Genomic DNA, 24,317 nt, shown 5'->3' on the forward strand with positions numbered 1-24,317 from the left:
ACCGCGCCTTTGTCAAAGAGCGAAAGCCATGCGGCCCGCGCTCGCCCCGTTGTGATGTCGTTGTTCGTGCAGTGCCCGGGCCGCGCCATCGTCATGGGCGGGCGCGATCCCTTCTTCGAGCGACGCGCAGATCTCGTCCGCGCGGCGCGCCAGGACCGACAGCAGCGTGTCGGACAGGCCGTGGCTGTCTTCGCAGCAGCCTTGCAGGTAGATGCGCGGCGCGAAGTGCTCGGGCGTCGCGAGCAGGTAGTCGCGCGTGACGTCGCCGCGCGTGAGCGCATCGCCCAGATGCGGCACTAGCCCCTCGAGCAGCGCCGAATGCGTGTCGCGCCGGTAGCCGGTCGCGAGCACGAGCGCGTCGAAGCGCTCGACGCGCGTGGCACCGTTCATCCGGTCGCGCAGCGTCATCTCGATGCGGCCGTCGGCGGTGCGCACCACGCCCTCGATCGCGCTGTTCGCGAGCAGCGCATGGCGCGGCGTGCCGTCGATGCGCTGCAGGTACAGCATTTCGTAGATCTGCTCGATCAGCGGCCGGTCGACCACCGCGTAGTTGGTGTCGCGATAGCGCTCGAGCAGCGCGCGGCGCGCGTCGTGCGGCTGCGCGTAGACGATGTCGGTGAACTCGGGGCTGAAGATCTCGTTGACGAACGGGCTGTCGTCGGCCGGTTTCAATGCGCCCGCGCGCATCACGAGGCTCGCGTCGACGTGCGGGAAGCGGCGCGCGAGGTCGATGAACACCTCGGCCGCGCTCTGCCCCGCGCCGATCACCGCGACGCGGCGGCGCTCGCCGTCCGGCGACGCGACCAGCCGGTCGATGTCGGTCAGGTAGGATGACGAATGGATCACGCGATCGCGGCCGAGCGCGGCGAATGCGGCCGGCACCGCCGGCGTGCCGCCGACGCCGACCGACAGCGCACGCGTCACGCGCTGGCGCTCGCGGCCGGCCGCATCGCGCGACAGCACGCGCAGTGCATCGATCCGCGCGCCGTCGCCGCGCACGGGCTCGATCGCCGTGACGGTCTCGCTGTAGTGGACGTGCTCGTCGAACGCGTCCGCGACCCAGCTCAGGTAGTCGTGGAATTCGACGCGGGTCGGATAGAAGTTCTTCAGGTTCACGAATTCGTTCAGCCGGCCACGTTCGAACAGATAGTTGATGAACGTGTAGCGGCTCTTCGGATCGCGCATCGTGACGAGATCCTTCAGAAACGAGATCTGCATCCTGCAGTCGTCGAGCAGCATGCCGCGGTGCCAGCCGAATTCCGGCTGGCGTTCGATGAAGCAATGCGCGAGCGGGCGCGCCGCGCGCCGCTCCTCGAGGCGCACGGCCAGCGCCAGGTTCGACGGCCCGAAGCCGACGCCGATCAGGTCGAATACGGTTTCTCTCTGCATGTCTCTCAGCTCCCTTGTCGGTGAAACCGGCCCGTCAGACGTGACGGCCGGAGAAGAAGGTCTCGCGCAGCGTGCGCATCCACAGCGGCTGCGCGTCGTCGCGCGCGGCGATCAGGCCGTCCGCGAACGCGAGACGGCAGGTATCGGGCATCGTGAATCCGTCCGGACGCACTTCAGCCAGCATCGCGCACCTCCTGCGCCGTTTGGGCCGACGCATCGATGCGCGCGCCCAGCGCCGCGAGCGTCGGCGACGCGAATACGTCGGCCACCGTCAGCGCGTGACCGGCGCGGCTGGCCGCGTCGACGAAGCGCACGACGTGGAACGACGTCGCGCCGGCTTCGAACAGATCGGCGTCGGGTGCGGGTGCGGCCGTCGCGAACGTGTCCGACCACAGGGCGGCAAGCGCGGCTGCAGCGCTCGGGGCACGCGATGCCGTCTTGACGTGCGTCGCCAGGCCTGTGGCCGGGCCGACTGCGACCGCCGCCGGCGCGGCGAACAGCGCATCGGGCAGGCCGAGTGCCGCTTCCGGCGCACCGGCGAAACGCGCGACTTCGTCGTGATAGCGTTCGACGAGCGCATCGACGAAACCCCCGTCGAGCAGTTCGTCCGCATACGAGAACGCGGCGCTCACGCGGCCGTCCGGATGCTCGACGACGTCCAGCTCCAGCGTGAACACCACGCGATGGCGCACGTCGTCGAAGTCGGCGAGCGACAGGCCGGCCCAGTCGCGCGCGGCGGCGCCGCTCGGGCGCAGGTAGTTGAACATCACCTGGAACAGCGGATTGGCCTGCGCGGCACGTGGCGCGCGCAGCGCCGCGACGACGTCGGCGAACGGCACGTCGGCATGCGCATACGCGGCGAGCGCCGTGTCGCGCACCTGTGCGAGCACGTCCGCGCGGCGGGCCGTCGCGTCGATCCGCGTGCGCACGACCACGGAATTGATGAACAGACCGAGCGCATCGCGCGCCGCATCGCCCGTCAACTCGCGCGTCGATGCCAGCACGCCGACCGGCTGGTCGGCCGCGCCCGTCACGCGGAACAGCGCGGTGTTGAGCGCCGCATGCAGCAGCATCGGCAACGTCGCGTGCGCAGCCGACGCGGCATCGCGCGCGGCACGGATCAGCGATGTGTCGAACTCGAACGCGATGCGCGCCGCGCGCCATTGCGGGACGGCCGGCACGTTCGCGCGCTGCGGCAGCACGGGGGACGGCAGGTCGGCCAGCGCGTCGCGCCAGTACGCGACGCGCGCCGGATGGCACGGGGCGGGCAGCACGAGCGGTGCGCTTTGCGCAGGCGTCGACACCGATGCCGCCAGGCCGCGGACCAGGTCGACATAGCGTGCCCGCACCGCGTCGAGCCACAGTTCGATCGATTCGCCATCCGACACGATGTGATGGATCGTCACCGACAGCACGTGATCGTCCGCGGCGAGCCGCAGCACGCACGCGCGCCACAGCGGCGCATCGGCCGCGAGATCGAACGGCGCGAGCGCATCGGCGTCGGTCAGTGCCGCCGCGCGGGCGAGCGCGTCGGGCTGCGCGGACAGGTCGACGAGCGGCAGCGCGACGGGCGCAGCGGCATCGATCCGCTGGCCCGGCAGCATGCCGTCGCGCATGACGAGCCGTGCGCGCAGCGCCGGGTGCGCGACCGCCGCCGCCGAGAACGCCGCGCGCAGTGCATCGACGTCGAGCGGACCGCGCACGCGCAGCACGACCGGAATGTTGTACGCGGCGCTGTCCGGCTGCGCGCGCCACAGGAACCACAGGCCGAGCTGCGCGGGCGACAGCGGCCACACGCCGTGCGCATCGGGTTTGACCACCGCGACGCCCGGCGCCGCGGCACCGGCGTGCGCGGCGCGCGGCGCGTCGGCCACCTGGCGCGCATACTGCGCGAGCACCGGCGCTTCGAACAGCGCACGCACCGGCACGTCGCGGCCGAGCCGCTCGGCGACGCGCGTCGCGACGCGCACCGCCGCCAGCGAATGGCCGCCGAGTTCGAAGAAGTGATCGCCGCGGCCGACACGCTCGACATTCAGCACGTCGCGCCAGATCGCCGCGAGCGCGGCTTCGTCGCCGTCGTGCGGCGTTTCGTAGGCACGTTCGACGCGCACCGGCGCCGGCAGCCGCGCACGGTCGACCTTGCTGTTCGCGTTGCGCGGCAGCGCGTCGAGCACGATCAGCTGCGCGGGCACCATGTAGTCGGGCAGCGTGCGGCGCAAATGCGCGTCGAGCGTCGCGGCTTCGACCGGTCGCGCGGCGGCCTGCGCGTCGGCGGTCAGTTCGACGTAGGCCACGAGCTGCGCCTGCGCGCCCTGCCCGTGCACGACCGCGCACGCTTCGCGCACCGCATCGTGCGCGGCCAGCTGCGCTTCGATCTCGCCGAGTTCGATGCGCAGCCCGCGCAGCTTCACCTGATGATCGACGCGGCCGATGAAGTCGAACACGCCGTCCGCGCGGCGCCGCACGAGATCACCCGTGCGGTACAGGCGCGTGCCCGGCGCACCGTACGGATCCGGCACGAAGCGCTCGGCCGTCAGCGCGGGACGATCGAGGTAGCCGCGCGCGACGCCGATCCCCTCCCCGCCCAGGTACAGCTCGCCGATCACGCCGACCGGCAACGGATGCAGCCGCGCATCGAGTACGTGCGCGGTGCGCGCGCCGACCAGCGTGCCGATCGGCAGATAGGCGGCGTCGCCGAGCTTCGCGAGATCGTCGCCGGGACGAAACATCCACAGCGTCGGCGTGATCACGGTTTCGGTCGGGCCGTAGCCGTTGACCACGCGCACGTTCGGCATCGCGCGGCGCAGCATCGCGAACGCCTCGCGCGACGTCGCCTCGCCGCCAACGGTCAGCGAGCGCAGCGTCGGCGGCGCGCCATGCGCGAGCGCCCATTCCGCGAGCTGCGCGGCGCAGCCGGGCGGCACGTAGGTCATCGTCACGCCGTCGCGAACCATCATCGCGCAGGTCTGCGCGGGCGGCCACAGCACGTCGGCCGTCACCGACACGGCGGCGCCCGACAGGTATTGCGAAAACCAGCCTTCGTGCGCACCGTCGAAATTGACCGACTGGAACAGCAGGAACACGTCGTGCTCGCCCGCGCCGTAGCGCTTCGCGATCGCCACGCAGTGCCGCGCGAACGCCGCGTGATCGACGACCACGCCCTTCGGCTTGCCGGTCGAGCCCGACGTATAGATCACATACGCCGCATGACCGGGCAGCACGTCCGGCAGCCCGACATCCGCGGCTTCGTCGAGCGCGTCGACTTCGTCCGCGCGCCAGACGCGCAGCGACGGCAGCTCGGGCAGCGACGCGGCGCTCGCGCCGTCGGTCAGCACGTGCGCGATGCCCGCGTCACCGACGATCTGCGCGACGCGTTCGCGTGGGTGGGCCGGATCGAGCGGCACGAACGCGGCGCCCGACTTCAGCACCGCGATCAGCGCGACCAGCAGGTCGACCGAACGCTGCAGTGCGACGCCGACGCGCATTTCGGGCCGCACGCCGGCCGCGACGAGATTGCGTGCGATACGTGCCGCGCGCGCGTCGACCTCGCCGCGCGTCAGCGCGCGATCGATGTCGGCGACGCCGCGTGCGTCGGGCCGTGCGTTCGCATGCGCGGCGATGCGCGTGTGCACCGGCACGAATGGTTCGGCGTCGGCGGCGCCCGCCGGCGCGTTCCACGCACAGAGCTGCGCGAGCTCGTCGGCCGGCAGCCAGTCGAGATCGCCGACCGGCATGTCGGGGCGCGCGAGCGCATCGCCGAGCAGCGTGACGAAGCGCGCGGCCAGCCGCGCGATCGCGTCGCCATCGAACAGGTCGCGCGCGTAGATGAACGCGGCGTCGAACGTGCCGTCGGGCGTTGCCTCGACGGCAAGCGTCAGGTCGAATTTCGCGGACGGCGTGCCGGACGGCAGCAACGTGGCCGAGGTCGCGCCGAGCGCGGGCAGCGCGCGGCGTTCGCCATACGCGGCCATCACCTGGAACAGCGGATGGTGGCTCGCGCTGCGCGGCACGCCGAGCGCGTCGACGACCTGCTCGAACGGCACGTCCTGATGCATCTGCGCATCGACGAGCGTACGCTGCGTGCGCGCGACCAGCGACGCGAAATCGCCGTGCGCGGGCACGTCGACGTCGATCGCGAGCGTGTTCACGAAGAAGCCGATCAGCCCGGCGGTTTCCGCACGCTCGCGGTTCGCGGCCGGCACGCCGACGCAGATCCGCGCATCGCCGGTCGCGCGCGCGAGCAGCGCGTCGAGCGCCGCGAGCAGCACCGCGAACGGTGTCGCGCCCGACGCGGCCGCGAACGCGCGCAATTGCGCACCGGTGCGCGCGTCGAGCGAAAACACATGACGTGCACCGCGCGCGCTGCGGCGTGCGGGCCGTGCGGCCGCGCCGGGCAGCGTGATCACGCCGCGCTGCGGATCGAGCCGCTCGCGCCAGAACGCCAGCTGGCGATCGCGTTCGCCGGCATCGAGCCAGCGGCGCTGCCACAGCGCATAGTCCGCATACTGGATCGGCAGCGGCGCGAGCGGCACCGGCTCGCCCGACGCATAAGCGCGATAGAACGACGCGAGCTCGAACATCATCACATCCGACGACCAGCCGTCCGACACGATATGGTGAACGGTCAGCGCAAGCCAGTGATTCGATGCGTCGAAGCGGATCAGATGCGCGCGCACGAGCGGCGCCGTGCCGAGATCGAACGCGTCCGCTTCGTCCGCCGACGCGACGCTTTCCGCGCGTGCGGCGCGCTGCGCGTCGGACAACGCTTCGAGATCGGTCTCGCGCCACGGGCAGCGCAGCGGCGGATGGATCGTCTGCGCGACACCGTCCTCCGCTTCGTCGAACGTCGTGCGCAGTGTTTCATGGCGTGCGATCAGCGCATCGCACGCGAGCCGCAGCGCGTGTGCGTCGAGCGGGCCCGTCAGCGCGAGCCGCTCGGTGATGTGATACGCGTCGGGCGCGTCGATCAGGCGCGCATGCAGCCACAGCCGCGTCTGCGCGAACGACGCCGGCACGCGGTCGCTACGCGGCGTGCGCGGCGGGATCGGCAGCACGCGAAAGTCGATGCCGGCCGCGCCGAGCTTGTCGAGAAACACCGCGCGCTGCGCGTCGGGCAGTTGCGCGAAACGCGTCGCGAGCGCGAGCCAGTCGGGTTGAACCTTCGTCATCCGTCGTCCTTATTGGGTTTCCAGTTCGCCGAGCAGCGCGTCGATCGCGCTCGCCGCGTCGGTCTTGCCGCGGGCCGCGCAGGCCGCGTCGATCGCGTCCGCGCAGCGTGCGAGCGTGCGGGTGTCGAACAGCGTGCGCAGCGGCAGCGCGAGACTCCAGTGCAGGTTCGCCTGCGCGTGGGCCTGCGTCGCGAGCAGCGAGTGGCCGCCGAGCAGGAAAAAATCGTCGTCGCGGCCGATCGCGTCCACGTGCAGCACGCGCTGCCAGATCGCCGCGAGCGCGCGCTCCGTGTCGGTCGCGAGTTCGACGGCCGCGGCCGTCTCGCGCACCGGCGCGGGCAACGCATGGCGGTCGCACTTGCCGTTCGGCGTGACCGGCAGCGCGTCGAGCTCGATCAGCTGCGACGGCACCATGTATGCCGGCAACTGCGCGCGCAGCGCATCCAGCAGGACTGCACGGTCGAGCGGCCCCGCGTCGCCGCGTGCGACATAGCCGACCAGCTGCTCGTCGCGCACGATCACGACCGCGTCGTGCACGCCCGGCGCCGTGCGCAGCAGCGCCTCGATTTCGCCCGGCTCGATCCGCTGGCCGCGCAGCTTCACCTGCGTGTCGACGCGGCCGAGGTAGTCGAGCGCGCCATCGGCGCGACGCCGTGCGAGGTCGCCGGTGCGATACATGCGCGCGCCCGGCACGAACGGATCGGGCACGAAACGCTCGGCGGTCAGACCCGGGCGGCCGAGATAGCCGCGCGCGAGGCCCGCGCCCGCCAGATACAGTTCGCCGGTCGCGCCGGCCGGCACCGGCTGCCAGGCCGCGTCGAGCACGTGCAGTTGCAGGTTCGCGATCGGATGGCCGATCGGCACCGCGACGGCGCGCGCGTCGTCGGGGCCGCAGGTCCAGTGCGACACGTCGATCGCGGCTTCCGTCGGCCCGTACAGGTTCACGAGCGTCGCGTTCGGCAACAGCCGTGCGACCTTCGCGACGAGTTCGGGCGCGAGCGCCTCGCCGCTCGCGACGATCAGGCGCACGCTGTCGCATTGCGCGGCGGCCGGGAAATCGTCGAGGTACGCGGCGAACGCGGCCAGCATCGACGGCACGAAGTGCAGCACCGTCACGCCGTGCGCATGGATCGCGGCCGCGAGGCGGGCCGGATCGCGATGGTCGCCGGGCGCGGCGATCGCGAGCTTCGCGCCGGTCGCGAGCGGCCACACGAATTCCCACACCGACACGTCGAAGCCGAACGGCGTCTTGTGCAGCACGACGTCGTCGCGGGTCAGCCGGTACGCGTGCTGCATCCATGCGATCCGGTTCGCGAGCGCGCCGTGCGAGTTGCCGGCGCCCTTCGGCTTGCCGGTCGAACCGGACGTGTAGATCAGGTACGCGAGCTGTGCAGCGTCGACGATGTCGGCGGCGGTGGCGCCCGCTTCATCGGCGAGCAGATCGGCGAGCGTCAGCAATTGCGTCGTCGCGTCGTCGCCGAGCGCGGCCTCGACCCGCGCGCGCAGATGCGGCTGCGTGATCGCGACGGCGGGCCGCGCATCGCGCAGCAGATACGCGATGCGCTCGGCCGGATAGTCGGGATCGACCGGCAGGTACGCGGCGCCGGCCTTCAACACGCCGACGAGCGCCGTCACCATGTCGAACGAGCGCTCGACGCACAACGCGACCGGCGTGTCGGGCTTCACGCCGCGCCGGCGCAATGCGGCGGCCACGCGCGTCGTGTTCTGGTCGAGTTCGCGATAGGTCGCACGCCGCATGTTGCCGTCAGCGTCCGCATACTCGAGGGCGATCGCGTCGGGCCTCGCGTGCGCGGCTCGCGCGAATTGCAGATGCAGCGGCCGCCTTTGTGCGGCCGGCCACGTCCGCGCGGTGCCCTGCGCGCGTGCCAGTGCGTCGTGCGTCGCGTCGTCGGCGATCGACAGTGTGCCGAGCAGCGCGTCCGGCGTGCGGGCCAGTGCATCGAGCGCACACGCGAACGCGCGGTGCCAGGTCTCGACCTGGTGCGCATCGACGCGCGTGGTGTCGTAGCCGTAGTCGATCGTCAGCTCGGCGCCGCTCTCGATCACGAGCGTCAGCGCGAAATCGGTCGACTCGCTACTGCGCACGCCGCTCAGCGCGAGCGCGCGCGGATCGGCGTCGCGTGCCGTGTCGTCGACCGGATAGTTCTCGAACACGACCAGCGTGTCGAACAGTGCGCCGCCCGCGCCGCGTGCCCAGCGCTGGATGTCGGCGAGCGGCGTGTGCGCATGCTCGGCGGCGGCCGCGTTCTCGCGCTGCAGCGCCTGCAGCCAGTCGGCCGCGCGTTGCTGCGGCGCCGGTGCCGTGATCACCGGCAGCGTATTGATGAAGAGGCCGAGCACCGTATCGACGTCCGCGAGCGCATCGGGACGGCCCGCGACGGTCGCGCCGAACGCAACGGCCGGCTGGTGCGTCATGCGCTGCAGCGCGAGCGCCCAGGCGCCCTGCACCAGCGTGTTGACGGTCAGCTTCAGCGTACGCGCCGTTTGTGCGACGCGCTTCGTCGCAGCCACGTCGAGCGTCGCGCGCCACGTGACCATCTCGGCGTCCGCGCGGTCGGCCGCGCGCCCGGCGATCAGCGTCGGCGCGTCGAGACGCGCGAGCCGACCGGTCCAGAAGCGCTCGTCGGCCTTGCGGTCGCGCGTGCCGAGCCACGCGATGAAGTCGCGATAGCGCAGCGTCGGGCGGCTCGCGAACGGCGACACCGCATCGGGGTCGCGATAGTCGCGCAGCACGTCCGCGAGCAGGCGCGCGGTGCTCCAGCCGTCGAGCAGCACGTGATGGCGCGTCCAGACGACGCGCCACGCGTCATCGGCGACGCGGATCAGTGTGAGCCGCATCAGCGGCGGCTTGCGCCAGTCGAAGCCGCGCGCGCGGTCGGCCGCGAGCCACGCGTCGAAGTCGGTGTCCAGCGTGGCGCCGCGCGTGCGCCAGTCGAGCTGCTCGACCGGCATCCGCGCATGGCGATGCACGCATTGCAGCGGCGCGGCCTCGTCGGGCATCACGCTCGTGCGCAAGATGTCGTGGCGCGCGACGGATGCGCCGAACGCGGCCGCGAGCCGATCGGCATCGAGCGCCGTCGCGGTCGCGACGAGCTGGTTCACGTAGCTTGCGTGCCCCGGCACGAACAGCGCATGGAACAGGATCCCCTGCTGCATCGGCGACAGCGGGTACACGTCGTCGATCGTGCGCCAGTCGAGCGGCGCGCGTTCGATCGCGGCCTGCGTGAGGCCGGCGGCCTGCGCGAGCGGGAAATCGCCGGGCGTCGCCCCGCCGCCGCGATGCGCGACCCGCGACGCGCATGCATCGGCGAGTTCGCGCAATGCGGCGGCAAAGCGTTGCGCGAATGCATCGATCGTCGCGCGCTCGAACTGCGGCGCGCCGTATACCCAGTGAACCTTCAGCGTGCGCGCGCCGTCTCGGTCGGTGTCCAGGTACGCATGGATCGCGAGCGTGTTGCCGAGCGGCCCTTGCGGGTCGCGTTCGATGCCGGTGCCGCCGAAGCGCGGCACGAGCGGCGCGTCGCGCGGTGCGTCGAACTGGCCGAGATAGTTGAACGTGACGCGCGGACGCGGCACGGCGGCCAGTGCCGCACGTGTCGCCGCGTCGCCGTAGTGCGCGAGCACGCCGAAGCCGAGCCCCTTGTGCGGCACCGCGCGCAGCGTGTCCTTGACCGCGCACAGCGTGTCGCGCGCCGTGGCTTCGACCGGCAGCGTCACCGGATAGTGGCTCGTCAGCCAGCCGATCGTGCGGCTCGCGTCCGCATCGTCGAACAGCGCCTCGCGGCCATGCCCTTCGAGTTCGACGCGGCACGAAGCAGCGCTGCGAGCACCGGCCAGCGTCAGGGCGAGCGCCGCGGCCAGCAGTTCGATCGTCTGCGTGCGATACGCGGCGTGCGCGTCGGTCAGCGCGGCGCGGGTCAGGGCCGCGTCGATCGTCTGCACGACGACGGCCGCGTCGGCGTTCGTCGCCGCTGCGTCGGGATGATCGGGCACGAGGTCGTCGCCCTGTGCCATGCCGGCCCAGTAAGCCGTTTCAGCGGCGAACGGCGATGCCGGTTCCGTCGCGGCGCGCGCGAGGCGTGCGGCCCATGCATCCGCGCGCAGGCCGGGCTGCGACAGGCGAACCGGCATGCGCTCGCATGCGGCGCGATACGCGGCGTCCAGGTCCTCGAGGAGGATGCGCCACGACACGCCGTCGACGATCGCGTGGTGAATCGCCAGATACAGCTGCGTCGCGCCGTCCGGCAGCCGTGCCGCGCATGCGCAGGCGAGCGGCCCGCGGCCGAGATCGAGACGGCGCTGCAGCGCATTGAAGCGCGCCAGTGCGTCGGCTTCGTCTTGTGCGGCGACTTCGACGAACGGCAGCACGTCGCATGGTTTGGCCGCCTCGCTCGCGTGCCAGTTGCCGTCCGCGCCGCGCGCGAAGCGCTGGCGGAATGCGTCGTGATGGGTCAGCAACGTATCGAACGCCCGCGCGAATGCATCGGCGTCGAACGGACCGCGCACGTCGAACGCGACCGACTGGTTCCAGTGGCCCGGATGCGGCACGTCGAGCGCGAAGAAGCGCTGCTGTGCAGGCGTCAGCATCACGTCCGCAGCCGCTGCGGGCCGAGTCGGCGCAGGCGCTGCAGAGCCCGCGGCCGGCGCGGGGGCGGCAACGTCCTCGGTCTTCGCGATGCGCGCGAGTTCGGCGACCGTCGGGCCGTCGAACAGCTGCTTCGGCGTGAAGCGCACGCCTCGCTTGCGGGCGCGTGCGATCACCTGCAGCACGAGGATCGAATCGCCGCCGAGCTCGAAGAAGTTGTCGTCGCGGCCGACGTGCGGCGCCTTCAGCACCGCCTGCCAGACTTCCGCGAGCGCCGTTTCGACCGGGCCTTGCGGCGCGTCGCCGGTAACTGCGGCCACCGGCGCGGCGGCCAGCTCGCGCAGCGCCGCGCGATCGATCTTGCCGTTCGTGGTCACCGGCAGGCGCGCGAGCGCGACGAACTGCGCGGGCACCATGTAGTCGGGCAGCGTCGCGCCGAGCGCCGCGCGCACGGCGGCTTCGTCGAATGCCGCGCCGTCGCGCGTCACGACGAACGTCGCAAGGCGCAGGCGGCCGTCGTGCGCGATCGCGAGCGTCTCGGCCTGCGCGATCGGGCCGGCCGCGCGTACCGCCGCGCTCACCTCGCCCGGTTCGACGCGATAGCCGCGGATCTTCACCTGCTCATCGATGCGGCCGAGGAACGCGAGATGACCGTCCGCGCGCAGGCGCACGCGGTCGCCGGTGCGATACAGGCGCGCACCGGGCGTGAACGGATCGGGCACGAAGCGCTCGGCGGTCTGCGCCGGCCGGTTCAGGTAGCCGCGCGCCACGCCCGGCCCGCCCAGGTACAGCTCGCCCGTCGCGCCGGCCGGCACGCATGCGCCGAACGCGTCGAGCACCAGCGCGCGCGCATTCGGCAGCGGCACGCCGAGCGGTACGCCACTCGCGGGATCGCGCGCATCGGCGGCGACCGATGTGGTGTCGCACGCGATCGCGCCGACGGTCGCTTCGGTCGGCCCGTAATGGTTGATCACGCGGCAGGCGGGCGCGAGCGCGGCGATGCGCGCCACCAGCGTCCACGTGAGCGTTTCCCCGCCGGTCACGAGCGCGTGGCGCGGCAGCACGTCGGCCGGCACGCGCGCGTCGAGCAGTGCCTGCAGGTGGCTCGGCACGATCTTCAGCACACCGACGTCGCGGCGGCGCATCTCGTCCGCGAACAGGTCCGGGTCGAACGCGCACGCGGCCGGCAGCAGGTGCAGCGTGCGGCCCGCGCACAGCGCGCCGAACAGCGTCGTGTGGCCGAGATCGGCGGCGACGGTCGACACCATCGCGAACGACGCGTCCGGTGCGAACGCGAGTTCGTCGAGCATCCCCTGCACGTAGTCGGCCAGTGCGCCGTGCGACACGACGACGCCCTTCGGCGTGCCGGTCGAACCCGACGTATAGATCAGATAGGCGCCCTGTTCAGGATGCGGCGCGACGCGTACGCCGGCTGCAAGTGCGAGCGCTGCGTCCTGCATGAGCGCGTCGACGTCGAGCGGCTGCGCGTCGCCGGCGGCCGGCCACGCGGCCACATCCCGGCCCTGCGCGACGAGCGCCCAGCGTGCGCCGCAATCGGCGGCCGCGGCCGCGAGGCGTGCGGCCGGCTGCGCCGGGTCGAGCAGCACGGCCAGCGCGCCGGCCTTCAGTGCGCCGAGCAGGCCGACGACGAAGCGGGCCGAGCGCTCGATGCAGACGATGACGGGTGCTTCGGCCGTCGCGCCGCGCAGTTTCAGTGCATGTGCGATGCGGTTCGACGCATCGTCGAGCTCCGCGAACGTCAGCGACGCCGACGCATCGGCGAGCGCGACACGATGCGGATACGCAGCGGCCTGCCGTGCGAATGCGGCGACGATGTCGGCGTGTTCGGTCTTCAATGCACGGCCGTCGCGCGGCTGGCGCGATGCCGGAGACGCATCGCACGGCAGTTCGGCCGTCGTGCGGTGCGGTTCATGTGCAGCAGACCCGACGAGCGTCGCATAGCTGTCGAGCCATGCGCGCGCGGTGTCGGCATCGATGCAGTCGGTCGCATGGGCGGCGACCAGTTCGATCCCGTGCGCGTCGTCGGTGAAATCCAGAGCGAAGTCGAAGCGTGCGGCGAGATCGGGCCCCGGCGTTGCAACCGCGGTCGCGCCCGGCAGCACGCTATCGTGCCGTGCATCGAACTGCTGCGCGAATTTCACGCGCAGCCATTCGTCGCCGCGCTTGACGGGCGGTTTCACCGCGTCGACGACGCGCTCGAACGGCACGTCCTGGTGCGCGACCGCGCCGAGTGCCGCCGTGCGTGCCGTGTCGACCAGCGCGCGGAACGGCAGCGTCGGCGTCACGCGTACACGCAGCGCGACCGTATTCAGGAACAGGCCGAGCAGCGCGCGCGTTTCCGGACGCTGACGATGCGCGACCGGCACCGCGACGACCACGTCGGTCTCGCCGGTCAGGCGCGACAGCCAGGCGTCGAGCGCGGCCAGCAGCACCGTGAAGACCGTGGCCTGCGCGTCGCGCGCGAGACGGCGTACGTCGGCCGCGACCGCGTCGGGCAGGCGGACCGACACGCGTGCACCCTGCAGCGTGCGCGTCGCGCCCGGCTGCCGGTCGACCGGCAGCGCGAGCGGGCCCGGCACGCCGCGCAACGCACCGCGCCAGTAGTCGAGCTGACGCTCGCCTTCGCCGCCGGCGAGCATGTCGCGCTGCCAGTCCGCGTAGTCGGCGTACTGGATCGGCAGTTCCGGCAACGACGGTTCGCGGCCCTCCGCATACGCGCGGTACGCGGCCGACAACTCGTCGAATGCGCAGCGCGAGCTCCAGCCGTCGGTGATCGCGTGATGCGCGGTGAGCAGCAGCCGATGGCGCGCGTCGGCAAACACGACGAGCGTCGCGCGCAGCAGCGGCCCGTTCGACAGATCGAACGGCGCGCCCGCGTCGCGTTCGGCGATGCGCGCGGCTTGCGCATCGCGTACAGCCGGCGGTTGCGTGCGCAAATCGAGCATCGCGATCGAAACCGGCAGATGAGCATGGATGCGCTGCATCACGATGCCGTCGTCATGGTCGACGAGCGTCGTGCGCCACGCGGCGTGCCGCCCGATCACGTGATCGAGCGCGCGCTGCAGCGCGGCGCGGTCGAGCGCGCCGTCGATCTTCCAGTGCGCGGCGATGTGATACGCGGCGCTGGCGTCGCGCGTTTGCGCGAGCACCCAGAACCGTTGCTGTGCGAGCGATGCGGCACGATCGACATACGGCACATCCGATGCTGCGCCATCGGCCGGTGCACGGCGTGCGGCAATCGCGGTCAGCGGCTCGCTCGTTTCGCGTTCCGCGCGATCGACGTGCGCGGCCAGCTCGGCCAGTACCGGATCGGCGAACAGCGTGTCGAGCCGCAGGTTCACGCGCAACCCGGCGCGGATCGCGGCCTGCAGTTGCATCGCGGCGAGCGAGTCGGCGCCCAGTGCGAAGAAGCGGTCGTCGCGCGACGGCGTCGTGTCGAGGCCGAGCAGCGTCTGCCAGAGACCCGCGATCTGCTGCTCGGTCGGCGTGCACGGCGCGTCGCCTGCGGGTTGCCCGGTGTCGCGCGCGGCGGCGATGCGCTCGCGCAGCGCGGCACGGTCGATCTTGCCGTTCAGCGTGTACGGCAGCGCGTCGCAGCGCACGAACCGGTGCGGCTGCCACGCGGCGGGCAACTGCGCGCCCACGTGCGCCTTCAGCGCTGCGTCGTCGGCAGCCGCGCGCAGCGCGACGCACGCGATCAGCCGCGTTGGCCCGTTGCCGTCTTCGGCGATCACGGCCGCATCGGCCACCGCCGGATGCGTGCGCAGGCATGCGGCGATTTCGGCGGGCTCCACGCGCACGCCGCGCACCTGGACCTGGTCGTCGAGGCGGCCGAGATAGTCGAAAGCGCCGTCGGCACGCAGTCGTGCGAGGTCGCCGGTGCGGTATACGCGCGCACCGGGCTCGCCGTCCGCATCGGGAATGAAGCGTTCGGCGGTCAGCGCCGGGCGGCCGTGATAGCCGCGCGCGATGCATACGCCGCCGAGCAGCAGCTCGCCGCCGTCGCCTGCTTCGCCCGATGCGCGTTGCGCGTCGCGATCGATGCGCGCGACCCGCGGGCCGATCGCGCGGCCGATCGGCAGCGACGCATACGCGTCGTCCGCCGCCAGCACGGGCGTTTCACCCGGCTCAACCGGCCACAGCATCGGCGAGATCACGGCCTCGGTCGGCCCGTAGCCGTTGATCAGGCGCACCGACGGGAACGTGCGGCGCACGAATTCGAATGCCTGTTGCGGCAGTGCTTCGCCGCCGAACGCGAGCACGCGCAAGGCCGGCGGCACGCCGTCGCGCGCGGCGACGGCCGCGAATTCACGCAGGTAGGCCGGCGGGAACGCGGCGACGCTGACCGACTCGCGCATCATCAGCGCATGGGCGGCGTCCGGTGAGAACGGCTGCGGCGGCGCAATCGTCACGCTCGCGCCGATCGCGAGCGGCGCGAGCCAGCATTCGTGCGCGGCATCGAAGTTGACCGACGCGAAATGCAGCAGGCGGTCGCCGCCTTCGATCGGCAGCGCGGCCGCGAGCGCGTCGCAATGCGCGGCGAGCGGCCCGTGCTCGACGACCACCGCCTTCGGCGTGCCGGTCGAGCCCGACGTATAGATCATGTAGGCGGCCGAGCGCGGATGCACCGGCACGTCTTCGTCGTCGACGTCGACGAAGGCGGCGTCCTCCGCGGACGCCGCGTCGAACACGTATTCGAACGACGTGACGAGCGCAGCGCGGCCCGCCGCATCGACGATCCCGTGGCGCAGTTGCGCATCGCGGACGATCCAGTCGAGGCGCGCGGCCGGATGACGCGGATCGAGCGGCACGAACACGCCGCCCGCCTTCAGTACGGCCAGCAAGGCGACGAACAGCTCGCACGAGCGTTCGACGCACACGCCGACCCGCACTTCCGCGCCGACACCGGCCGCACGCAGCTGGCTGGCAAGGTGCGACGCACGCGCGTCGAGCGCGCCGCGCGACAGGCGCAGGTCATTCTGGAAAGGCGCGGCGAGCGCGGGCGCGTCGGGCGCACGGCGCGCCAGTTCGCGGATTCGGTGATGCAACGCAGTCGGGAAACTCGTCATGTGCGTGAAGTCCTTCGGTCCGGCCGCTTCGGCCAAGTCTCGGGGCCGCATGGGGCGGCTTCACTGGTGTGACGAACGGCGCGGCCGATTTTTTACCGTTTTGCGGGCAAAGTCGGCACGGACGCATTTTTTGAAGGCAGGGCTAAATATTTGCGCGGCCCGTTCGTCTATCAGGGAGGAAAGCCGCGACCGGGCCCGTCCCGCGTGCTGCTTTCGCACCAGTCCTGCCGTTTCCGCAGGGTTTGCCTGCCCATCATTTACCGACGTTGCCGATGACAGCCGCCCACGAGCCTTCTTCCCCGCCGTCCCTCGACGCTTCCCCCGGCCGCCCCGCGGCCCGCCTGATCCTCGCGCTGCTGCGCGAAAGCCGCGCATCGCTCGCGCTGGCGCTCGTCGCCTGCGTACTCAACGGCGTCGCGAGCGTGCTGCTCGTCGCGACGCTGAACCGCGCGCTCGCGACGCCCGGCGCAGCCGATGCGTCGCTCGCGTGGCGCTTCGCGCTGTGCGCGGTGATCGCGCTCGTCACGCGCATCGTGTCGGGCACGCTGTTCGCCCGGCTGTCGCAGGACACGATGGCGCGGCTGCGCGTGCATCTCGCGCGGCGCGTCGGCGCGGCCGAGCTGCGCGATATCGAGCGGATCGGCGCGGCGCCCGTGCAGTCGGTTCTGACCGACGACGCGACCAACGTGTCGATGCTGTTCTTCGCGCTGCCGAACCTGGTGATGCACGGCTCGATCGTGTTCGGCTGCCTCGGCTATCTCGCGTGGCTGTCGTGGCCCGTGTGCGTGCTCGCGCTGACCGCGATCATCGCGGGCTCGCTCGGCTATCACACCGGCGATCGCCGCGCGATCGCGTCGCTCGAGGCGGCCGGCCACGCGCAGGACCGCCTGTTCGGCTATCTCGGCTCGCTGTTCTCCGGTGCGAAGGAACTGAAGCTGCACGACGCGCGCGCGCGCCAGTTCGTCGACGGCCAGCTCGGCGCCGCGATCGGCGAGGTGCGCGACCACCGCCGCCGCGCGTTCAGCGCGTACGCGGTCGGCGTCGGCTGGATCATCTTCCTGTTCTATGTGTTCCTCGGCGCGGCCGCATTCTGGCCGCAGCTCGGCGTGCATGCCGATGCGGGCACGGCGGCCGGCTACGTCGTCGTGTTCCTGTTCATGCTGGTGCCGCTCGACGGACTGCTGAACAACCTGCCGACCGTCAATGCGGCGCGCGTGTCGCTCGGGCGCATCGAAGGCGTGATGGCCGAATTCGGCGCGCTGCGCACGGTGCCGCCCGCCAGCGTTGCCCCCGACGTGCCGCCGGCCGGCGCCGTCACGTTGCGCGGCGTCACGCACGCCTACTTCCACGAGCGCGACGAACGGATGTTCCGCATCGGGCCGATCGACCTGACGATCCGGCCGGGCGAACTCGTGTTCATCGTCGGCGGCAACGGCAGCGGCAAGACCACGCTCGCGAAGGTGCTGACGGGCCTCTACGAGCCGGAGGAAGGCGCGATCGAGGTCGACGGCCACACGATCGGCTGGCGCGAGCGTGCCGCGTACCGGCAGCGCTTCAGCGCGGTGTTCAACGACTTCCACCTGTTCGATGCACTGCTCGGCATCGTCGACCCGGACGATCCTGACGATCCGGCGCGTGCGCAGGCCGATGCGCGCGCGAACGCGCTGGTCGCGAAGCTCGCGCTCGATCACAAGGTGAAGGTCGTCGACGGCGCGTTCTCGAACCGCGCGCTGTCGACCGGACAGCGCAAGCGGCTCGCGCTCGTCGTCGCGTATCTGGAGGACCGGCCGTTCTACCTGTTCGACGAATGGGCGGCCGACCAGGATCCGTCGTTCAAGGCAGTGTTCTACGAGCAGCTGCTGCCCGAGCTGCGCGCGCGCGGCAAGGCCGTGATCGTGATCACGCACGACGACCGCTATTTCGATCTCGCCGATCGCCTGCTGAAGCTCGACAACGGGCAGATCGTCAGCGACACGACGCCCTCGCGTTCGCGCGCACGGGAGGGGGCGGACGCGCTGAGCGCGTAAACAAGCATCAACACCGGCCGCCCGCGCGCAACCATTGCGGTGCGCGGGGCGGTGTTCGGTTCAGAAGATTCGGACGATCGGGAAGATCCGGAAGGAAATATTATTCGGTGTACTTAGACACGTGACATCACCGGAATGCCGCAGAACGAACGTCAATGCGGCACGCGGATGACAACGCGGCCCGACACGCTGCCCCGCCCGCTCACGACGAGCGACTCGTTCAGCGCACGGCCGGCAGCTTCAGCATCGTATCGGTCATCACGTCGGCCAGCTTCAGCGCCGACATCGGCCCGCCGAACCCCCAGATGTTCCGCTCGATGAGCGCGATCCTGTGCTCGCGCAGCGCGGGCACGAAACGCCACACCGGCGAATCGAGCTTCGACGACAGCGGCACGTCGATCCCCATCGCGGTGACGAACAGCACGGCGAGATCGCGTTGCCGGAGCAGATCGGCGGATGTCACGTAAAGCGTGCCTTCCCGCGTCGGCTTCTTCGGCCACGGATCGAGCCCGAGCGCGCGCGCGAGGCCCGCCGACGTGCTGTTGCCCGTATAGGCCCAGTAGCGGTCGGGCAGCCCGAGATCCTGCAGCAGTGCGATGCGTTCGCCGCCGCGCCCGGCCGTCTTGAGCCGCGCCGCATTGCGTACGATCCCCGCGTCGAGTTGCGCTTCGACCGCCTGCGCGCGCGCATCGCGTCCGGTCACGGTGCCGATCGTCCGGAAGATCTGCCGCATCCAGTCGAGCTGCGTGACCGGCATGCCGTGTTCCGACACGTTCGGGCTGAACTGGAACAGGATCGTCGGCGCGATCCGGTCGAGCGCGGCGAAGATCGGCGCATGCCGGAAGCCCACGCCGATGATGAGATCGGGCTTCACCGCGGCGATCGCCTCGAGCCCGGGCTCCTGGCGGGAGCCAATGTCGGTCACGTGCGCGAGCCGGTCGCTCTGGTAGCCGAGCCAGCCCGGATAGAACGCGGTATCGGCCATGCCGACCGGCACGATGTCGAGCGCGATCACGCTTTCGGCGAACATGAAGTCGAGCGCGACCACGCGCTGGGGTCGCTCGGGCATCGTCGCGCTGGCCTGCGAGACCACGGGATTGCCTGCGAGCGAGCGGCCTTGTCGCGTTGTCGTGCTGCCCTGCCCGGCGCGCGCGTCGCCGGCGACCGCGACGGCCGGCGCAACCCACGCGCCGCAGCATGCGGCGCCGAGCGCGGTCAGTGCGCCGAGCGCATGACGGCGGGCGGCACGTCTCACCGGCGTCACCGGATCGCGTCCTGCCCGGCCAGCGCCGCGTCGTCCATCGTCAATAGAAGGGGGCAGCTTCCACACAGTTGCGTTTCTCCAGGAATTTCATAGCGCAGGCAGCACACGCGGCGCGCGCGAAACGGCGTCGGCAGCAGCGGCGAGCGCGGCACGGCGTCGCGCACCGGCAGGCGCAGCGGATTCGGTTCGCCATGGACGCAGGACGCGCCGAACAACCAGTCGGCATCGCTTACGGGATTCGCCACGCACGGCAGCGCACGGTAGGTATCGAGCAGATAGTCGAGCAGGTTGCCCGCGTTGCTCCACAGCACGCGCGGCGTGACGCGGCCCATCGCCGCAAGCAGGTCGATCACCGCGCCGAGATGCGCGACGAGCCCCGCATAGCGCGACGCGGGCGCGTCGCACGGTGCGCCGAGCGCATCCGGCGAGAAATAAAGCGCGGCCGGCATCCCGTCGTCGAGCGCGACGAACGTGCGTTCCGGCGCCATGTCGAGCGGCCGGCCGAGCGTCAGCGCGGCGACCACGCCGGCGGGTGCCGCGCGGCCGAAGTAGTACTTGCTCCATTGCGACATCAGCGCACGCGCATGCTGCGCGGGATTGCCGCCGTAATGGCGGACCATTGCGTCGAGCACGGCCTCGCGATGATCGGGCAGCGCGCTGACCGGCACGAGGATCCGGCCCGGCGCGTGTGCATCGTCCGGCATCCCGAGCCACACGACATCGAGATGCGCGGCGAACGCTTCGGGCGCGAACGCCGAGAAGCGCGTGGCGCACGCGCCGTCGAGCGCCGGCGTCATCGCCCCGCGCGCCGGGCGCGGCGCCCCTCGAGGATCAGCAGCCCGAGCAGGTATGGCGCGCCGATCAGCGCGGTCAGCACGCCGGCCGGCACTTCGCGCGGCGCGACGACCGTGCGGGCGGCCAGATCGGCCAGGCCGAGGATCAGCGCGCCGCATGCGGCCGCGAGCCACAGCCGCGTGCGATGCCGGCGCGCGCCGAGCATCGTCGCGACATGCGGCGCCATCAGCCCGATGAAGCCGACCGGCCCGACCGCCGCGACGGCCGCGCAGGCGGCGAGCGTCGCGATCGTCAGCGCGAGCGGCCGCAGCGCGGCGACCGGCAGGCCGAGCGCGGCCGCCTGGTCGTCGCCGAGCGCGAGCATGTCGAGCGGCCGCGCGAGCCATGCGAATACGGGGACCGCGAGCACGCACCACGGCAGCAGCATCGACACCTCGCCCCAGCTGCGGCCATAGGTGCCGCCGACGAGCCAGACGACGAAGCGCGCGGGCTGCACGCTTTCCTGGGTGATCAGCCATTGCGCGAGCGTGGTCCACAGCGCGCCGATCGCGATACCGGTCAGCGCGACCGCGAGCGGTGCGTAACGATGCCGGTGATTCAGCACGAGCGTGATCGCGAGCGACAGCGCACCGCCGATCAACGCGGCCGCCGCGAGCGTCACGTGGCCCATCAGCGGCCACGTCGACAACGCGAACAGCGTGACGAGCCCCGCGCCCTGCGTGACGCCGAGCACTTCGGGGCCGGCGAGCGGATTGCGCACGACGCTCTGCATCGCGACCCCGCTCGCCGCCAGCAGAGCGCCCGCGAGGAGCGCGCACAGCAGCCGCGGCATGCGCAGGTCGATCAGCATCCGCGCGACGGCATCGTGGCCCGACAGCGCGGCGGACCAGCGTGCCGGCGACAGCCATTCGGGGCCGGCCGACACACCGACGAACACGACGAGCACGGCGGCCGCGACGAACAGCGCGCTACGCAGCGGCCAGCCGAGCCGTTCGAGCCAGCCGACCACGCGTGTCGAGCCGTTGCCGGCCGCGGGTTCGGCCTGCGCGTGCAGCACGCCCGACCACGCGGCGCCGCGCCGGATCATTGCGAGCATCAGCGGCGTGCCGACGAGCGCGATCGCGACGCCGGTCGACAGCGTCGCGTCGAGGCCCGACGCGAGTACCGCGCTGTCGGTGACGAGCACGAGCGCACCGCCCGCGAGCGCCGACAGCGGCACCAGCACGCCGAGCCGGGCCGCGCGGGCGCCGCGCACCTGGCGCAGCAGGTTCGGCGCGACGAGCCCGACATACGACAGCGGGCCCGCGATGCTGACGGCCACGCTCGTGAACGCGACCGCGACGATCGTCGCCGCGAGCCGCGTCGCATCGACACGCACGCCGGCCGCGGCCGCCGCCTCGTCGCCGAGCGCGAGCGGATTCAGCGGCCGGATCACGAACGGCAGTGCCAGCAGCGGCACGACCAGCCAGCGCGCGGCGAGCGCGAGCCCGGTCGCGCCCGGTTGATAGAGACTGCCGTTGGTCCACAGCGCGGCGCCTGCGATGTTCTGCTCGAAGAACGCGAGCACGAGCGTCGACAGCGCCGCGAACAGCAGCATGCAGACGCTGCCCGCGAGCACGAGCCGCAGCGGCGTCGCGCGCCAGCCGCCGGCCGCGACGATCGCGCACGCGGCGGCGATCAGCCCGCAGACGAACAGCAGCGGCACCGACGCGACACCGGCGAGCGCTGGCACCAGCATCGCCGCGAGCAGGCCGAGCTGGGCGCCGCCCGTCACGCCGAGCAGGTCGGGCGACGCGAGCGGGTTGCGCGTGAGCGACTGGAACAGCGCGCCCGCGATGCCGAGGCAGCCGCCCGCGACGAGCGCGGCAGCGACGCGCGGCAGGTTGAGGTCGAACAGGAACACGCCCGCGAGCGCAGCAGCGTCGCTGCCCGGCACCGCGTTCCACCACACGCGCAGGTCCGGTGCGACGCGCAGCACCGCCAGCACCGCGATCAACGCGACGAAGCCAAGCGCGATCGCGCCGGCACGGCGGCCGGATGCCGCTTCCTGCCCGCTCGCCGCGAGCCGCTTGCGCATCGCGAACGTCGTCATACGGCGATATCCGGGTCGACAGCGCGATCGACGGCGCGATCGAACGCGCCCGCCCTGCCGGATGCCGGCGGCCCGTAGGCCGGCACGCACATCGGCGCGCCCGTCCGCGGATGCGCGAGCTTCAGCATGTCGACGCCGAAGGCCGTGCGCAGCCGCGCCGGCTCCAGCATCGCGTCGGGCGAGCCCTGGGCGACGAGGCGGCCGGCACGCATCAGCACGATGTCGTCGCTGTACGCGGCCGCCTGGTTCAGGTCGTGCAGGACCCACACGATCGTCAGCCCGCGCGCGCGGTTCAGCGCACGCAATGCGTCGAGGATGTCGAGCTGGTGATGGATGTCGAGATAGGTCGTCGGCTCGTCGAGCAGGACGATCTGCGCCTGCTGCGCGAGCGCCATCGCGATCCACGCACGCTGGCGCTCGCCGCCCGACAGCGAGCCGACGTCACGCTCGGCGTCGCCGGACAAGCCGCTCGTGTCGAGTGCCTCGTCGATCGCCGCATGATCGGCGCGCGACAGTCCGCGCAGGAAGCCGCCATAGGCGTAGCGCCCGTACGCGACGAGCTCGCGCACGGTCAGCCCCGACGGAATCTGGTTGAACTGCGCGAGCATCGTGAGTTCGCGCGCGAGCGCGCGACGGCGGAACGACGCGAGCGGCTTGCCGTTCACGTCGATCTGGCCCGCACGCGCGGGCTGCAGGCCCGCGAGCGTGCGCAGCAGCGTGCTCTTGCCGCAGCCGTTCGGACCGCACAGCGCCGTGACGCGACCGGCCGCGATCGACAGGTCCAGCCCGTCGATCACGACATGGTCGCGATAACCCACCGTCAGTCCGCGCGCGGCAAGCGCGGCGGTACTACGCGTCATCGGTCCTCCGTTCGGTCGCGCGCGGGACCGTGTAACTCTGCGCCATCGCGACGACCACCTTGCGCGGCCCGTCGAACGGATCGCGCGCATGCGCGGTCAGCATGTTGTCGAGCATCAGCACGTCGCCCGTTCGCCACGGGAACACGATGCGCTGGCGGTCGAGCACGCCGCGGATTTCCGCGAGCGCGTCGGCCTCGAGCGGTTCGCCGTCACCGTAGTACACGTTGCGCGGCACGTTCTCGAGCCCGACCGCGTCGACGAGCGCTTCCTGCATGTCGTCGTCGAGCGCGGACAGGTGAAACAGGTTCGCCTGGTTGAACCACACGCGGTCGCCGGTGCGCGGATGGCGCGCGACGGCCTGGCAGCGTTCGCGCGTGCGCAGCAGCAGTTCGCCGTCGTCGTCGGTGCGCCATGCGCATTCGATCCCGCGCGCCGCGCACATCCGCTCGACCGAGGCTGGCTCGTCGGTGCCGAACGACTGCTGCCATGGCAGGTCGAGCCCCTGGCCGAAATTGCGCACGTACAGCAGCTCGCGCTGCTCGAAGCGCGCGACCAGCGCCGGATCGAGCGCGCGATGGACGGCGCGGCTGTCCGCGATCGGCGTCGCACCGCCCTTCGGCGCCGCGAGCGCGCAATGGAACCAGATCCGCAGCGGCCACTCGCGCGTGTACGACTGCTCGTTGTGCAGCGGAATCGCACGGTGCGGCGGGTATTCGGTCGACGTGTAGACGGCACCTTCGACCTGGCTGCGCGGCGTCGACGCGTATTCATAGCCGATCAGCGGATCGCCGAACGATGCCGCGAACTGCTGGAACGCATCGATCGACGGCACGTGAAAGCCCGTGAACAGCACACCGCCCGCCCGTTCGAGCGTGTCGGCCGCGATCGCATGCGCGAGCGGCGCGATCTCTTCGATCGACATGCCGTCGGCGCTGCGCGGCGATACGACGGTGGGCAGCCCCGGCTCGATACGCAGGTCGTCGAGCGTCGGCAACGAAAGCAGGGTCATGCAACGTCCTCTTCAGG

10 protein-coding genes are annotated in these 24,317 nt (G+C 71.8%); 1 reads left to right on the plus strand and 9 read right to left on the minus strand.

Annotated features, from left to right (window positions below; genetic code table 11):
- Positions 1-12: 12 nt before the first annotated feature.
- Genes DIE06_RS10555 through DIE06_RS10565 form a run of 4 tightly spaced genes read right to left on the minus strand, consistent with a single transcriptional unit; the run spans position 13 to position 16,253 of the window.
- Positions 13-1,389: a lysine N(6)-hydroxylase/L-ornithine N(5)-oxygenase family protein gene (locus DIE06_RS10555; protein WP_124661374.1), complete on the minus strand. Its 1,377-nt coding sequence runs from the start codon at positions 1,387-1,389 to the stop codon at positions 13-15.
- A gap of 34 nt (positions 1,390-1,423) precedes the next feature.
- On the minus strand, positions 1,424-1,573 hold the full coding sequence (locus DIE06_RS38245) for a hypothetical protein (protein WP_185733384.1): 150 nt from the start codon (positions 1,571-1,573) through the stop codon (positions 1,424-1,426).
- Positions 1,563-6,557 (minus strand): non-ribosomal peptide synthetase, encoded by a 4,995-nt coding sequence (locus tag DIE06_RS10560; protein ID WP_124661375.1) that lies wholly within the window; start codon positions 6,555-6,557, stop codon positions 1,563-1,565. Before DIE06_RS10560 ends, DIE06_RS38245 begins: the two co-directional genes overlap by 11 nt.
- Before the next feature lie 9 nt (positions 6,558-6,566).
- Positions 6,567-16,253: a non-ribosomal peptide synthetase gene (locus tag DIE06_RS10565; protein WP_124661425.1), complete on the minus strand. Its 9,687-nt coding sequence runs from the start codon at positions 16,251-16,253 to the stop codon at positions 6,567-6,569.
- A gap of 272 nt (positions 16,254-16,525) precedes the next feature.
- Here DIE06_RS10565 and DIE06_RS10570 point away from each other — a divergent pair, with 272 nt between their 5' ends.
- On the plus strand, positions 16,526-18,280 hold the full coding sequence (locus DIE06_RS10570; RefSeq protein WP_124661376.1) for a cyclic peptide export ABC transporter: 1,755 nt from the start codon (positions 16,526-16,528) through the stop codon (positions 18,278-18,280).
- Between the two features lie 220 nt (positions 18,281-18,500).
- Here the strand turns inward: DIE06_RS10570 and DIE06_RS10575 are convergent, their stop codons facing one another.
- From DIE06_RS10575 to DIE06_RS10595, 5 genes are read right to left on the minus strand one after another with little or no spacing between them, the layout of a single operon-like run.
- The gene (locus DIE06_RS10575) at positions 18,501-19,535 is read right to left on the minus strand and encodes an ABC transporter substrate-binding protein (RefSeq protein ID WP_124661377.1); all 1,035 of its coding nucleotides are present in this window, start codon (positions 19,533-19,535) and stop codon (positions 18,501-18,503) included.
- Positions 19,536-19,540: 5 nt separating this feature from the next.
- The gene (gene fhuF, locus DIE06_RS10580; RefSeq protein ID WP_124661378.1) at positions 19,541-20,341 is read right to left on the minus strand and encodes a siderophore-iron reductase FhuF; all 801 of its coding nucleotides are present in this window, start codon (positions 20,339-20,341) and stop codon (positions 19,541-19,543) included.
- Positions 20,338-22,431 carry a Fe(3+)-hydroxamate ABC transporter permease FhuB gene (gene fhuB / locus DIE06_RS10585; RefSeq protein WP_124661379.1) on the minus strand — a complete coding sequence of 698 codons (2,094 nt, stop codon included), beginning with the start codon at positions 22,429-22,431 and terminating at the stop codon, positions 20,338-20,340. The genes fhuF and fhuB overlap by 4 nt, the downstream gene beginning before the upstream one ends.
- Positions 22,428-23,291 carry an ABC transporter ATP-binding protein gene (locus tag DIE06_RS10590; protein ID WP_124661380.1) on the minus strand — a complete coding sequence of 288 codons (864 nt, stop codon included), beginning with the start codon at positions 23,289-23,291 and terminating at the stop codon, positions 22,428-22,430. The genes fhuB and DIE06_RS10590 overlap by 4 nt, the downstream gene beginning before the upstream one ends.
- Entirely contained in the window at positions 23,281-24,300 is a 1,020-nt protein-coding gene (locus DIE06_RS10595; protein ID WP_124661381.1) for a TauD/TfdA family dioxygenase, read from the minus strand. The genes DIE06_RS10590 and DIE06_RS10595 overlap by 11 nt, the downstream gene beginning before the upstream one ends.
- Positions 24,301-24,317 lie beyond the last annotated feature (17 nt).

The sequence above is a fragment of the Burkholderia sp. Bp8998 genome (assembly GCF_003854235.1).
GTDB lineage: Bacteria > Pseudomonadota > Gammaproteobacteria > Burkholderiales > Burkholderiaceae > Burkholderia.

Excerpts from the sequence above, each read along its gene's own strand:
- DIE06_RS10555 (WP_124661374.1), bottom strand. The coding sequence starts at position 1,389 with ATGCAGAGAGAAACCGTATTCGACCTGATCGGCGTCGGCTTCGGGCCG.
- DIE06_RS38245 (WP_185733384.1), bottom strand. The coding sequence starts at position 1,573 with ATGCTGGCTGAAGTGCGTCCGGACGGATTCACGATGCCCGATACCTGC.
- DIE06_RS10560 (WP_124661375.1), bottom strand. The coding sequence starts at position 6,557 with ATGACGAAGGTTCAACCCGACTGGCTCGCGCTCGCGACGCGTTTCGCG.
- DIE06_RS10565 (WP_124661425.1), bottom strand. The coding sequence starts at position 16,253 with ATGACGAGTTTCCCGACTGCGTTGCATCACCGAATCCGCGAACTGGCG.
- DIE06_RS10570 (WP_124661376.1), top strand. The coding sequence starts at position 16,526 with ATGACAGCCGCCCACGAGCCTTCTTCCCCGCCGTCCCTCGACGCTTCC.
- fhuF (WP_124661378.1), bottom strand. The coding sequence starts at position 20,341 with ATGACGCCGGCGCTCGACGGCGCGTGCGCCACGCGCTTCTCGGCGTTC.
- fhuB (WP_124661379.1), bottom strand. The coding sequence starts at position 22,431 with ATGACGACGTTCGCGATGCGCAAGCGGCTCGCGGCGAGCGGGCAGGAA.
- DIE06_RS10590 (WP_124661380.1), bottom strand. The coding sequence starts at position 23,291 with ATGACGCGTAGTACCGCCGCGCTTGCCGCGCGCGGACTGACGGTGGGT.
- DIE06_RS10595 (WP_124661381.1), bottom strand. The coding sequence starts at position 24,300 with ATGACCCTGCTTTCGTTGCCGACGCTCGACGACCTGCGTATCGAGCCG.